The 12,888-nt window shown below is 72.5% G+C and carries 10 protein-coding genes; 7 read left to right on the forward strand and 3 right to left on the reverse strand.

Annotated elements, in window-relative coordinates; translation table 11 throughout:
- Nucleotides 1-70: 70 nt before the first annotated feature.
- The 3 genes from ACFYW3_RS00880 (at nt 71) to ACFYW3_RS00890 (ending at nt 4,000) form a co-directional block, all read left to right on the forward strand.
- Nucleotides 71-898, forward strand: a complete 828-nt coding sequence (locus tag ACFYW3_RS00880; protein ID WP_351758766.1) for an enoyl-CoA hydratase family protein — start codon at nt 71-73, stop codon at nt 896-898.
- Nucleotides 899-903: 5 nt separating this feature from the next.
- Complete coding sequence (locus ACFYW3_RS00885; RefSeq protein WP_389385145.1) at nt 904-3,162, forward strand: bifunctional salicylyl-CoA 5-hydroxylase/oxidoreductase; 2,259 nt, start codon at nt 904-906, stop codon at nt 3,160-3,162.
- Nucleotides 3,163-3,232: 70 nt separating this feature from the next.
- A complete protein-coding gene (locus tag ACFYW3_RS00890) occupies nt 3,233-4,000 on the forward strand; it encodes a hypothetical protein (RefSeq protein ID WP_389385146.1) in 768 nt (255 codons plus the stop codon).
- Nucleotides 4,001-4,063: 63 nt separating this feature from the next.
- Here ACFYW3_RS00890 and ACFYW3_RS00895 read toward each other — a convergent pair whose 3' ends face one another.
- Both ACFYW3_RS00895 and ACFYW3_RS00900 read right to left on the reverse strand, forming a co-directional pair.
- Complete coding sequence (locus ACFYW3_RS00895; protein WP_389385147.1) at nt 4,064-4,864, reverse strand: PaaX family transcriptional regulator C-terminal domain-containing protein; 801 nt, start codon at nt 4,862-4,864, stop codon at nt 4,064-4,066.
- A gap of 162 nt (nt 4,865-5,026) precedes the next feature.
- Nucleotides 5,027-6,640, reverse strand: a complete 1,614-nt coding sequence (locus ACFYW3_RS00900; protein WP_389385148.1) for an AMP-binding protein — start codon at nt 6,638-6,640, stop codon at nt 5,027-5,029.
- Between the two features lie 180 nt (nt 6,641-6,820).
- Here ACFYW3_RS00900 and ACFYW3_RS00905 point away from each other — a divergent pair, with 180 nt between their 5' ends.
- From ACFYW3_RS00905 to ACFYW3_RS00915, 3 genes are all read left to right on the forward strand, one after another.
- Nucleotides 6,821-7,942, forward strand: a complete 1,122-nt coding sequence (locus ACFYW3_RS00905) for an acyl-CoA dehydrogenase family protein (RefSeq protein ID WP_389385149.1) — start codon at nt 6,821-6,823, stop codon at nt 7,940-7,942.
- Nucleotides 7,939-8,337, forward strand: coding sequence for a RidA family protein (locus ACFYW3_RS00910; RefSeq protein ID WP_351758782.1), 399 nt, complete (start codon nt 7,939-7,941; stop codon nt 8,335-8,337). The genes ACFYW3_RS00905 and ACFYW3_RS00910 overlap by 4 nt, the downstream gene beginning before the upstream one ends.
- 143 nt (nt 8,338-8,480) lie before the next feature.
- Nucleotides 8,481-8,840 carry a hypothetical protein gene (locus ACFYW3_RS00915; protein ID WP_389385150.1) on the forward strand — a complete coding sequence of 120 codons (360 nt, stop codon included), beginning with the start codon at nt 8,481-8,483 and terminating at the stop codon, nt 8,838-8,840.
- Nucleotides 8,841-8,877: 37 nt separating this feature from the next.
- On the opposite strand, the gene ACFYW3_RS00920 is transcribed toward ACFYW3_RS00915, so the two are convergent.
- Nucleotides 8,878-10,248 carry an aminopeptidase P family protein gene (locus ACFYW3_RS00920; RefSeq protein ID WP_389385151.1) on the reverse strand — a complete coding sequence of 457 codons (1,371 nt, stop codon included), beginning with the start codon at nt 10,246-10,248 and terminating at the stop codon, nt 8,878-8,880.
- Between the two features lie 187 nt (nt 10,249-10,435).
- Here ACFYW3_RS00920 and ACFYW3_RS00925 point away from each other — a divergent pair, with 187 nt between their 5' ends.
- A complete protein-coding gene (locus tag ACFYW3_RS00925) occupies nt 10,436-12,859 on the forward strand; it encodes a collagenase (protein WP_389385152.1) in 2,424 nt (807 codons plus the stop codon).
- Nucleotides 12,860-12,888: the final 29 nt, after the last annotated feature.

Raw genomic sequence — 12,888 nt, forward strand, 5'->3', positions numbered from 1 at the left:
CGCGGACACGCCCGCGTCGGGTGTCGCGTTTCTGTGACGGGAGTCACGGACCGGTGATACCGTCGGTCGGGTGAGCCCCTTCCTCGGTTCCACCTCAGCGACCGAACGGTGGCGCCACCTCCGGGTGACCCGGCAGGACGGCGTGGCCACCGTCACCCTCGACCGACCGGACAAGCTGAACGCGCTCACCTTCGGCGCCTACGCCGACCTGCGCGATCTGCTCGCCGAACTGTCCCGTGAACGCTCCGTGCGCGCCCTCGTACTGGGCGGCGAGGGGCGCGGCTTCTGCTCCGGCGGAGACGTGGACGAGATCATCGGCGCCACCCTCGCCATGGACACCGCCCAACTGCTCGACTTCAACCGGATGACCGGCCAGGTGGTCCGGGCCCTGCGCGAATGCCCGTTCCCGGTGATCGCCGCCGTCCACGGGGTGGCCGCCGGGGCCGGCGCCGTCCTCGCGCTCGCCTCCGACTTCCGCATCGCCGACCCCACCGCCCGCTTCGCCTTCCTCTTCACCCGCGTCGGCCTCTCCGGCGGCGACATGGGCGCCGCCTACCTGCTGCCCCGGGTCGTCGGCCTCGGCCACGCCACCCGGCTGCTGATGCTCGGAGAACCCGTACGCGCCCCCGAGGCCGAACGGATCGGCCTGCTCAGCGAGCTGACCGAGGAGGGCAAGGCCCACACCCGGGCCGCCGAACTCGCCGCCCACCTGGCCGCCGGCCCGGCCCTGGCCTACGCACAGACCAAGGCGTTGCTGACCGCCGAACTCGACATGCCGCTGGCCGCCTCGGTCGAGCTGGACGCCAACACCCAGGCACTGCTGATGAACGGCGCCGACTACGCCGAGTTCCACGCCGCCTTCACCGGCAAGCGCCCGCCGCAGTGGAAGGGCAGGTAGCCCCCGTGGCCGTCGAGAAGACCCTGAGGGTCGCCGTCGTGGGCGGCGGACCGGGCGGACTGTACGCGGCGGCGCTGCTGGCCCGGCAGGGTCACGCCGTGGAGCTCTGGGAGCGCAACGCCCCGGACGACACCTTCGGCTTCGGCGTGGTGCTCTCCGACGAGACCCTGGGCGGCATCGAACGGGCCGACGCGGTCGTCCACGCCGCCCTCGGCGCGGAGTTCGTCCGCTGGGACGACGTGGACGTCGTCCACCGCGGCCGGCTGCTGACCTCCGGCGGCCACGGCTTCGCCGCCCTCGGACGGCGCCGGCTCCTGGAGATCCTCCACGAGCGCTGCGCCGGCCTCGGGGTCCACCTCCGCTTTCGGGCCGAGGCACCGGACGCCCGGGAACTCGCGGCCTCCCACGACCTGGTGATCGCCGCCGACGGGGTGCACAGCGCGACCCGGGAGAGCGGCGCCGGGCACTACGGTCCGAGCGTCACGCCCGGCCGCTGCCGGTACGTCTGGCTGGCCGCCGACTTCGCCTTCGAGTCCTTCCGCTTCGAGATCGCGGAGACCGAACACGGGGTCATGCAACTGCACGCCTACCCCTACGCCGCCGACGCCTCCACCGTGATCGTCGAGATGCGGGAGGAGGTGTGGCGGGCGGCGGGCCTCGACCTCTGCGACGAGGACGAGTCGGCGGCCCGCTGCGCCAAGATCTTCAGCGAGGCCCTGCGCGGCCGACCCCTGCGCGGGAACCGCTCGACCTGGACCCGCTTCCACACCGTCGTCAACGCGCGCTGGTCCCAGGGCAACGTGGCCCTCCTCGGCGACGCGGCGCACACCGCGCACTTCTCCATCGGATCCGGTACCAAACTCGCCGTCGAGGACGCGCTGGCCCTCGCGGAGGCCGTGGCGGCCGAACCGGACGTACCGGCCGCGCTCGCCGCGTACGAGGCGGCCCGGCGGCCCGCGGTGGCCAGCACCCAACGCGCCGCGGCCGCCAGCATGCGCTGGTTCGAGGAGATCGCCGGGTACGTCGACCAGCCCGCCCGACAGTTCGCCTTCAACCTGCTGACCCGCAGCCGACGGGTGACCCACGACAACCTGCGGCTGCGCGACGCGCGGTTCACCGGCGCCGTGGAACGGGAATTCGGCTGCCCGGACGCGCACACCCCGCCGATGTTCACCCCGTTCACCCTGCGCGGACTCACCCTGCGCAACCGGGTCGTGGTCTCGCCGATGGACATGTACTCGGCGCCCGACGGGACCGGCGTGCCCGGCGACTTCCACCTGGTGCACCTCGGCTCCCGCGCCCTGGGCGGCGCCGGTCTGGTCATGACCGAGATGGTGTGCGTGAACGCCGAGGGCCGCATCACCCCCGGCTGCACCGGCCTGTACACCGCCGAACAGGCGGCCGGCTGGCGGCGGATCACGGACTTCGTGCACACCTCCGCGCCCGGCGTCGCCCTCGGCGTCCAACTCGGCCACTCCGGCCGCAAGGGATCGACCCGCCTGATGTGGGAGGGCATGGACGACCCCCTCCCCGAGGGCAACTGGCCCCTGGTCGCGGCCTCCGCCCTGCCCTACCGGCCGGGGATCTCCGCGGTTCCGCGCGCCCTGGACGCCGCCGACCTGCCGGCGATCCGCTCCGACTTCGCGGCGGCCGCCGTCCGGGCCGCCGACTGCGGCTTCGACCTGCTGGAACTGCACTGCGCGCACGGCTACCTGCTCTCCGGGTTCCTCTCCCCGCTCACCAACCACCGCACCGACGCCTACGGCGGGCCGCTGGAGAACCGGCTCCGCTTCCCGCTGGAGGTCTTCGACGCGGTCCGCGCGGTCTGGCCCGACGACCGCCCCATGACGGTCCGGCTCTCGGCCACCGACTGGGCCCCCGGAGGCACCACCGCCGAGCACGCCGAACGGATCGCCGCCGCCTTCGTCGCCCGCGGGGCGGACGCCATCGACGTCTCGACCGGCCAGGTCGTGGCGGACGAGGCCCCGGAGTACGGGCGCTCCTACCAGACCCCCTACGCCGACCGGATCCGCAACGCCCTCGGCGTCCCCGTCATCGCCGTCGGCGCGATCTCCTCCTGGGACGACGTCAACTCCCTGCTCCTCGCGGGCCGCGCCGACCTCTGCGCGGTCGGCCGCCCCCACCTGTACGACCCGCACTGGACCCTGCACGCGGCCGCCGACCAGGCGTACCAGGGCCCGGCCGCGCCCTGGCCGGCCCCCTACCGCGCCGGCAGCCGCACCCCCCCGACGGGCCGCGGCTGACCGGGGGCCCAGGCCCGGCTCTTCTGGATCTTGCAGGTCGAGCAGGATCCGAAGAAGTCGGCCCAGGTGGGTGCTGTCGGCGGGGTGCCGTAGCGTCGCAGACATGATCTCCGAGCCGACGGGCCGCGCCGCGGGCCCCTACGATGCAGCCTTCCTGCCGCGGCTGCGGATGTCCTTCCGGGCCGCGCCCGAGCCGGTCATGGAACCGGTGTCGAAGTTCGGCGGGCAGCCGGTCTGGCTGGATGCGCCGGCCTGGCCGGTGCATCCGCGTACGGGCGAGCCCCTGGTGTTCATCGGCCAGTTCCGGGTGCCGGGAGACGAGGTGCGCCTCGCGTACCTGTTTCTGCATGAGGAGGGCGTGGTCATGGGCGGCGACACCCCCGAGGACGGTGAGGCCGTCGTCCTGGTGCAGCCGGGTGGGCGGATACCGACCTTCGCGTCGATCGGCTCCCCCGACACACGGGGCAGGACCCTGTGGCGGTGGGGTCCGGACGACGAAGAGGTTCCCGTCGAATGGCTGACAGACCTGACTCCGGTGCCGCCAGAACTCGACGAGGCGGCGAACCAAGCCGCCGCCTGCTTCCGTCCTCGGCAGAACGGGGGGCCAAGAGCCGAGTTCCCCGAGGGGGAATGGCCGAGGGACTTTCTGGGGGGCGAGGCCATCTACCCCAACCACCAGGCTTCCGGTATCGACGACTCCTGGCTGTTCCTCTGCCAGTTCGAGGACCGGGGCGAGATGGAGGAGGACCCGTTCTTCCTCAACTTCGGCTACGGAAGCGGCTTCCTCTTCCTCAGCTCCGACCATCTCGAAGGCCGGTTCATGTGGGATTGCAGTTAGCCGTCTCTTTCGGATCCTGCCGGTCAAGCCCGCGTCGTCCGGCAAGATCCGAATAGAGACGGCCTAGTGCTGCACGAATCCCGCGCCGACGTCCCGCAGCCGGGCGTGCAGCTCGGCGAAGACCGCCGCCGCCCGGTCTCCGGGCCAGTCCGCCGGGAGCAGCTCGCGGGGCAGCCCCGGGTCGGCGTACGGGAGCCGCCGCCAGGTGTCCAGCGCGAGCAGGTAGCCCCGGTAGGCCTCCTCGGCGGTGGGGGCCGGGCCCGACTGGAGGGCCCGCAGGACCGGCTCGTGGAGGTCCAGGAACTCCTCGTGCTGCTTGGCGAGGGCGGCCAGGTCCCACCATCGGGCCACCGCCTCGGAGGTCGGGGCGAAACCCAGGTGCGCGCCGCGGAACAGTTCCACGTACGTCGTCAGGTGCAGCCGCTCCAGCGTCCGCCCGGTCTCCCCGTGCAGGTGCGCGGGCGCGATCCACACGCCGGGCGCGACCGAACCGAAGCCCAGCCGGGCCAGCCGGGAGCGCAGCAGGTGACGTTTGTGCCGCTCCTGCTCCGGCACGGAGAACACCGCGACCAGCCACTCCTCGGACAGGCGCGGGGATCCGTAGATCCGCCGGTCGCCGTCCTCGAGGAGCAGGTGGGCCTCCGGGGACAGCTCGTACCCGGCCGACCCGTCGGCGGCGCGCGCGGGCAGCAGGAAGCCGCGCCGCTTCAGCCGGGACACCGACGAGCGGACGGACGGCGCGTCCACGCCGGCCGCGCCCAGCAGGCGGATCAGCGCGGACACCGGGACGGCGCCCTCGAAGGCCCGCCCGTAGGCACCGTAGAACGTGACGATCAGGGATCGCGGAGTGTGCTGCTCGACCACGGGTTCACTCTAGTGCTGTGGCCGGAAAGGCTTGCCGGGGCGCGGTGTCCGGTGCGGTGCATCGCAAGGCGGAGCACCGCCGCTCGTACTGGACGTACTCGGGCGGTCCGACAACGCGCCGCGGTGCCGTGCCGGGCGCCGTGACACGGTGAACCATTCCGGTCACAGCGCTGGATCGCGCAGCCGGAACCGCTGAAGTTTCCCGGTCGCGGTCCGCGGGAGGGCGGGCAGGAAGACGAACGAGCGCGGGCACTTGTGCGGGGCCAGTTCCTCGCGCATGAAGGCCCGCAGCGCGTCCTCGGTGAGGACCGCGCCGTCCCGGGGGACGATGTACGCCACGACGATCTGCCCGCGGCGTTCGTCCGGCCGGCCGACCACGGCCGCCTCGGCCACGTCGGGGTGGCGCAGCAGGGCCTCCTCGACCTCCGGGCCGGCGATGTTGTAGCCCGAGGAGATGATCATGTCGTCGGCGCGGGCGACGTAACGGAAGTAGCCGTCCGCGTCGCGTACGTAGGTGTCGCCGGTCAGGTTCCAGCCGTCCCGTACGTAGTCCCGCTGCCGGGGGTCGGCCAGGTACCGGCAGCCCACCGGGCCGCGGACGGCCAGCAGCCCCGGCACGCCGTCCGGCACCGGCCGGTTGGCCGCGTCCACCACCCGGGCCTGCCAGCCGGGCACCACCCGGCCGGTCGCACCGGGCCGGACGTCCTCGTCGGCGGCCGAGATGAAGATGTGCAGCAGCTCCGTGGCACCGATCCCGTTGATGATCCGCAACCCGGTCCGCTCGTGCCACGCCCGCCAGGTGGCGGCGGGCAGGTTCTCGCCCGCGGAGACGCAGCGGCGCAGCGCGGAGAGGTCGTACGCGCCGGTGTCGTACGGACCCAGGGTGTCCAGCATCGACCGGTAGGCGGTGGGCGCGGTGAACAGGACGGTGACCCGGTGCTCGGCGAGCGCGGGCAGCAGCGCCCGCGGGGCCGCCCGCTCCAGCAGCAGTGCGCTGGCCCCCGCGCGCAGCGGGAAGACCACGAGCCCGCCGAGGCCGAAGGTGAACCCGAGCGGCGGACTGCCCGCGAACACGTCGTCGGGTCGGGGACGCAGCACATGGCGGGAGAAGGTGTCCGCCACGGCGAGCAGGTCCCGGTGGAAGTGCATGCAGCCCTTGGGGCGCCCGGTGGTGCCGGAGGTGAAGGCGATCAGGGCCACGTCGTCCGCGGAGGTCTCGACGGGCTCGAAGGGCTCCGGATGTCCCTGGGCGAGCCGCAGCAGGTCGTCGGGGGCCTCACCGCCGTACGGGGTGACGCGCAGCCCGGGCACCTCGGCCTTCACCAGGTCGTCCAGCGCGTCCACGTGGCACAGCGCGTGTCCGACCCGGGCCATCGCGCACACCGTGGCCAGTTCCTGGGACCGCTGCCCGGCCAGTACGGTCACGGCCACCGCGCCCGCCCGCATCACCGCCAGCCAGCAGGCGGCGAGCCACGGCCCGGTGGGTCCGCGCAGCAGCACCCGGTTGCCGGGCACCACCCCGAGGTCGGCCGTGAGGACGTGGGCGATCCGGTCGACGCGCTCGCGCAGTTCCCCGTACGACCACACCGCGCCGGCTCCGTCACGGAAGGCCGGGCGGTCCGGCCCGAACCGGGCGATCGTGGCGTCGAGCAGTTCGGCGCCGCAGTTCAGCCGGTCCGGGTAGGCCAGCTCGGGCAACTCGAAGAGCAGGTGCGGCCAGGCGTCCGCGGCCGGCAGATGGTCACGGGCAAAGGTGTCGACGTGAGCGGAAGGCATGAGCTCCAAGGCGGGTTCGCCCCCTTGCGACGGTCCGGCCCCGGTGTGGGGGCCGGCCCCTGCTGTATGGAACCGAATGTATGGAACCGAACGGGGTGGAGCTGTCCGTGCGTGGGCAACACGAGCGTATCGTGATGGTGACGACAGTCAACAGGACGCGATAGATGCGGGGACATTCGGATGACCGGATTCGCGCTCGAAGCGGAAGACGAGCAATGGTGCGGGCGGTTGCGCGCACTGTCGACCGAGCGGCTGAGGCCGTTGGCCGAGAAGGGGGAGGCGGGCCGGGTGAACCGCCCGCTGCTCGCGGCACTGGGCGAAGAGGGCCTGCTGGAGCGGGTGTTCACCTCCGGCGCCCTCCACCTGTGCCTGTTGCGGGAATCCCTCGCCTACGGCTGTACGGAGGCGGAGACGGCGCTCGCCCTCCAGGGGCTGGGCGCACACCCGGTGCTGAGCGCCGGCAGCCCGTCCCAGCGGGAGCGCTGGCTGCCCGGAGTGCGGGAGGGCCGGCTCGTGGCGGCGTTCGCGCTCAGCGAGCCGGGGGCCGGCTCGGACGCGGCCGCGCTGACCCTGGCCGCCGATCGGGACGGCGAGGGATGGCGGCTGCGCGGGGAGAAGCGCTGGATCTCCAACGCCCCGGAGGCGGATTTCTACACCGTCTTCGCCCGAACGGGTGAGGGTTCGGGTTCCAGGGGGATCACGGCCTTCCTGGTGCCCGCCGACCGGCCCGGCCTGACGGGCGAGGCCCTGGAGATGCTGTCCCCGCACCCGATCGGCGCGCTGGCCTTCGACGGGGTGCCGGTCGGGCCGCAAGACGTGCTGGGGGAGCCGGGGCGCGGCTTCCGGGTCGCGATGGACACCTTGAACCGGTTCCGGCCGAGCGTCGGCGCCTTCGCCGTCGGCATGGCGCGGGCGGCGCTCGACGCGACGCTGGCGCACACGGCGGGCCGGACCGCCTTCGGCGGGGTCCTCGCCGACCTCCAGGCGGTCGCGCACCGGGTGGCGGAGATGGCGACCCGCGTGGAGGCGGCCCGCCTGCTGGTCTACGCGGCCGCCGGCGCCTACGACAGCGGCTCGCCCGAGGTCCCGCGACGGGCGGCCATGGCGAAGCTGCTGGCCACCGAGACCGCCCAGTACGTGGTGGACCACGCGGTCCAACTGCACGGGGCCGTCGCCCTCCAGCGGGGGCACCTGTTGGAACACCTGTACCGGGAGGTGCGGGCGCCGCGGATCTACGAGGGGGCGAGCGAGGTGCAGCGCACGATCATCGCGAAGGAGCTCTACCGGGAGGTGGCGGGATGAGCCTGGAACGCCACAACCCGCATGAGCTTTCCCCGGCGACCGGCTTCTCGCACGCCGTGGCCATGACGGGCGGCCGCCTCGTCTTCCTGGCGGGCCAGACCGCGCTGGACGGTTCCGGCAAGGTCGTGGGCGAGAGCCTGCCGGAACAGTTCGAGCGGGCGCTGTCCAACCTGTTGGCGGCCCTGGCCGCGACCGGCGGTACCCCCGGGGGGTTGGCCCGGGTCACCGTCTACGCGGTGGACGTGGCCTCGTACCGGGAGCACGCCGGTGAACTGGGCCGCATCTGGCGCCGGTTGGCCGGGCGGGACTATCCGGCGATGGCCGTCGTCGGCGTGGTCCGGCTCTGGGACGAGGAGGCGCTGGTCGAACTCGACGGCATCGCCGTCCTGCCGTGATTTTGACAGCGGCCCGAAGCCGGGGGAGTGTGGTTAAGACCGTTTTGGCATGCTTCGCCACCAACACTCGGAGGTGCATGGACATGCGCCGTGGGTTCGTTGCGGCAGCCGTGACAGGGGCGGCCGGGCTCACGCTCGGTCTGATGCCCGTCAGTGGCGCCTTCGCTACAGGTCTTCCGACAAGTCTTCCGCAGGCCGACTGGTGTTCCGACTCGCGCTACGGCGAGTGGTCCGCCTGCTGCGACCCCGCGCGCGGCAACTACCGGCCGGGCTGGTGCTGGGACAACGGCGGGCGCAACGATTCCAACTGGCGCGATGCCAGTTGGAACGACCCGAACTGGAACAACTGGAACAACTGGAGCAACTGGAACGACGGCAACTGGAACGACGGCGGCTGGCGCGACGGCGGCTGGAACGACGACTGGCACGACGGCGGCCACGGGTACGACGGCTACCAGGGCAACTGGCACGACGGCGGCTACCGGAACGACTGGAACCACTGACCGCCGCCCGTCCCCCGCCCGGTGACCGGGCCCCCGCTCACCCCGCCAGAAGGCGGCCCATCCACTCCTCGACGTCCGCCACGGACCTCGGCAGGGCGCCCGACATGAGTCGGGCGCCCTTCGCCGTGACCACCAGGTCGTCCTCGATGCGCACGCCGATGCCGCGCAGCTCCGCCGGCAGGGTCTCGTCGTCGGGCTGGAAGTACAGCCCCGGCTCCACCGTGAGCACCTGCCCCTCCTCCAGCGTGCCGTCCAGGTAGGTCTCGGCCCGCGCCTTCGCGCAGTCGTGGACGTCCAGCCCCAGCATGTGCCCGCTGCCGCACAGGGTGTAGCGCCGGTGCAGGTCGCCCGCCGCGTTCTTCAGGACGCCCCACTCGGCGAGCCCCTCCGCGATCACCCGCATCGCGGCCCGGTGGAAGTCGCGGAAGCCCGCGCCGGGGCGCAGCGCCGCCATCCCGGCGTCCTGCGCGGCCAGGACCAGTTCGTACACCTGCCGCTGCACCGGCGAGAACCGTCCCGACAGGGGGAGGGTGCGGGTGATGTCCGCCGTGTAGAGGGTGTCCGTCTCGACGCCCGCGTCCAGCAGCAGCAGTTCGTCGCGGTTCAAGCGGCCGTCGTTGCGGATCCAGTGCAGGACGCAGGCGTGGGCGCCGGACGCGGCGATCGTCTCGTAGCCGGTGCCGTTCCCCTCGGCCCGGGCGCGCAGGCCGAAGACCCCCTCGATCCAGCGTTCCCCGCGCGGATGGGCCAGCGCGCGCGGCAGTGCCCGTACGACGTCCTCGAACCCGGCCGTGGTGTGGTCCACCGCCCGTTGCAACTGCTCGACCTCCCAGGCGTCCTTGACCAGGCGCAACTCCGACAGCGCGGCGGCGAGTTCGGGGTCGGAGGAGGCGTTGCGGGCCGGCGGTGAGCCGAGCGTGTCCAGGTGGGCGCAGCGCAGGCCGGTGAGTCGCTCGGTCTCCGTCAGGTCCGGGCGGCGCCCCACCCAGAACTCCCCGTACCGGCGGTCCCGGTAGAACTCCTCGTTTCCGTCGGCCCGCGGCGATCGGGGCCGCAGGTACAGCACGGCCTCGTGCCCGTGCGCACCGGAGGGTTCCAGCACCAGGACGTGACCCACCTGGTCCTCGCCGGTCAGGCCGGTCAGCCAGGCGTACGCGCTGTGCGGCCGGAAGCGGTGGTCGCAGTCGTTGGAGCGGACCTTCAACTCGCCCGCCGGGACGATCAGTCGCTCGCCCGGGAAGCGCGCGGAGAGGCGGGCGCGACGGGCCGGGGTGACGGCGGACGCCGGCGCCGGGCCCCGGTCGGGGAGCGGGGTGGCGGTCCAGTCGGCGGCCATGAAGCGGGACAACTCCGGCGAGACGGGCAGGTCGTGGCTGCCGATGTGGAGGCCGGAGGGGGTGTCGGTCACGGGGGCTCCCTGAAGAAGAAGCGAACTGGTGGTCGCACAGGTCTTGTCAGTGCAATTTCACATTACTATGTTACAGCTCACACCGCGGCACGTTAATCCCCGTCAAACGCCGTGTGACGCAGGGCAGTTCACCGCAGGCAGTTCGCGCACCACTTCCCCCACCTCCCCTCCCCACCAGGAGTTCTCGGTGTCCCAGCACAGAGCTGTGCGTACGTCCCTCCTCTCGGCCGCCGTCGCGGTCACGCTCCTCGCCTCGGCCGGGCAGGCCGTGACCCGGGCGGCCGAGAACGGCGCGACGGTTCCCGCGACCTTCGCGGCCGGCGCCCCCGCCGCAGGCGCCCCCGGCGTCGGCGCGCCGAACCCCTTCGACGAGGTCGACCGCCTCGCCGATGCCCGGGAGCCCGTACCGGCCCCCGCCACCGCCCCCGGCGGCCTCGCCGTCGACAAGGGCGCGATCCCCGGGGTCGCGCGCCCCGTCGCGAAGGCCCTCGACGCGGCCTCGGCCTCGGCCGGCGAGCGCTCGGAGAAGAACCGCAAGGCGGCCACCGCCCAGGCCGCGCCCACCACCCGGAACCAGGCCGTGGCCGTTCCCTGCACCCTCGACGGGATCACCGGCCTCTCGCCGGAACGTTTCGCCGACTTCCTCGGCGACCCGGCCGTCCTCGCCGACGGCTGTCTGCGCGGCCTCATCTGGACCTGGGACGCCCGCCTCGCGCCCGTCATGTCGGACGCCCACGTCCAGGCCGTCTCCCGCCGGATATCCGCGGCGGCCGCCGCCCACGACGGCCGCAACTCCTCGCACCTGGAGGAGATGTTCACCTACCTGCACGCCGTCGCCTACCACGACTACTCCCGCGACGAGATCGACGTCACCGACGCCCCGACCGTCGACGCCATGCGCCGCGCCGTCGCGGACTTCGGCGCCGCCGCCCACACCTTCGACGCCACGCAGACCAACGCCCGCACCCTGCGCGAGGCCCTCTACGCGGCGAGCGCCCCCGGCCTGCGACAGCACCAACTCGGCCTGATCAAGAAGGTGCTCGCCACCATGGACGCGGCCCACCCCGCGACCAACCAGGACGCCTCATGGGGCGGCGCGGCCCTCGCGGCGCTCTCCGTCAACTACCTCGGCGTCTACCCGGGCAACCAGGACGCCGCCTTCCAGGCCGCAGTCTCCGCCGACCCGGCCTACCGCGCCGCGTTCAAGGCCTTCGGCGGCCACGTCCACCTCAAGGGCGGCGGCAACGCGTGGGTGGCCCGCGACGCGCTCGGCGAGTACGGCCGCTTCGGCCAGATCGACGCCCTCAGGAGCCAGGTCGTCGCCGACCTCGGCGCCCTGCTGGAACCGGTCCGGTCCGGCTTCGGCAACGGCAGCGAGCAGTGGGCCAAGATCGTCTCCTGGCTCAACTTCTACGAGGCGTGCAAGCCGTACGGGGTGTGCAAGGAGGACATCGAGAAGCAGCTCTTCCCCTACACGTACTCCTACGACAACGGCGCCATCAAGGTCCGCACCGCCCTCGACCGGGCCACGGTCGACCAGCTCTACTACGCGAGCAAGCAGGTCAAGTCCCAGTACCACCGGGTGCTCGGCACCGAGCAGCCGCTCGCCGGCGACCCCAACACCACGCTGAACATCGTGCTGTACGCCTCCCGCGCCGACTACGAGAACTACCACCCCATCCTCACCGGCTACGGCACCAACAACGGCGGCATCTACATCGAGAACGGCGCCACCTTCTACACCTACCAGCGCCGCGTCCCCCAGGACTCCTCCCTCACGCTGGAGGAGCTGTTCCGCCACGAGTACACCCACTACCTCAACGGCCGCTACGCCGTCCCCGGGTTCTTCGGCGAGGGCCCCTGGTACGAGGGCGACCGCACGACCGCCATGGACGAGGGCACGGCCGAGTTCTTCGACGGAGCCACCCGGGACAACGGCATCGCCGTGCGCAAGTCCCTGGTCAAGAGCGTCATCGCCGACACGGCGGGCGGCGGCCCCCGGATGACCGTGGAGCAACTCCTCAACGCCACCTACGACGGCGACGGCTTCCGCTTCTACAGCTACGCCGGCACCTTCTTCGAGTTCCTGTGGACCGAGAAGCCCATGCTGCTGCGCGAGATGTACACCCACCTTCGGGGCGACGACGTCGCCGCGTACGACGCCTGGCGCCACCGCACCGGCGCCGACACCTACCTCCAGCGCGACTACAACCGCTTCCTGGACGCGCAGATCGCCAAGGTGGACCGGCTGTACGTGCCGAACACCACCTTCACCGCCAACGACCGGCTGCGCGACTCCGCGCTCGCCTCGGTGAAGTCCACCTTCGCGACGGCCACGTACAACACCCCGGACTGCGTGGAGAACGGCGAGCCCGGCAAGCGCCGGTTCACGTGCACCGGCCGGATCACCGCGAACCTGAAGAACTGGCGCAACGACGACCAGAACTTCAAGGACATGTCCGAGACGGTGGACTACTTCCTCCTCGACCGGGCGGGCGCGGCCTCCAACAACCTGGCCGACATGAACTGCTCCTTCGGCCCGGTGGAGATCTGGACCAACAAGGTGGCGGGGACCTCCCCCTACAGCTGTGAGGGACCGCTGCGCGACTGACCGACGCCGGTGGCCGGTCCCGTCGTGAA

Source organism: Streptomyces sp. NPDC002602, assembly GCF_042889445.1.
Classification (GTDB): Bacteria; Actinomycetota; Actinomycetes; order Streptomycetales; family Streptomycetaceae; genus Streptomyces.

Bases quoted from the DNA above. Each gene is read 5' to 3' on its own strand.
- ACFYW3_RS00900 (WP_389385148.1), bottom strand. From the start codon at position 6,640: ATGCCTTCCGCTCACGTCGACACCTTTGCCCGTGACCATCTGCCGGCC.
- ACFYW3_RS00915 (WP_389385150.1), top strand. From the start codon at position 8,481: ATGCCCGTCAGTGGCGCCTTCGCTACAGGTCTTCCGACAAGTCTTCCG.
- ACFYW3_RS00910 (WP_351758782.1), top strand. From the start codon at position 7,939: ATGAGCCTGGAACGCCACAACCCGCATGAGCTTTCCCCGGCGACCGGC.
- ACFYW3_RS00905 (WP_389385149.1), top strand. From the start codon at position 6,821: ATGACCGGATTCGCGCTCGAAGCGGAAGACGAGCAATGGTGCGGGCGG.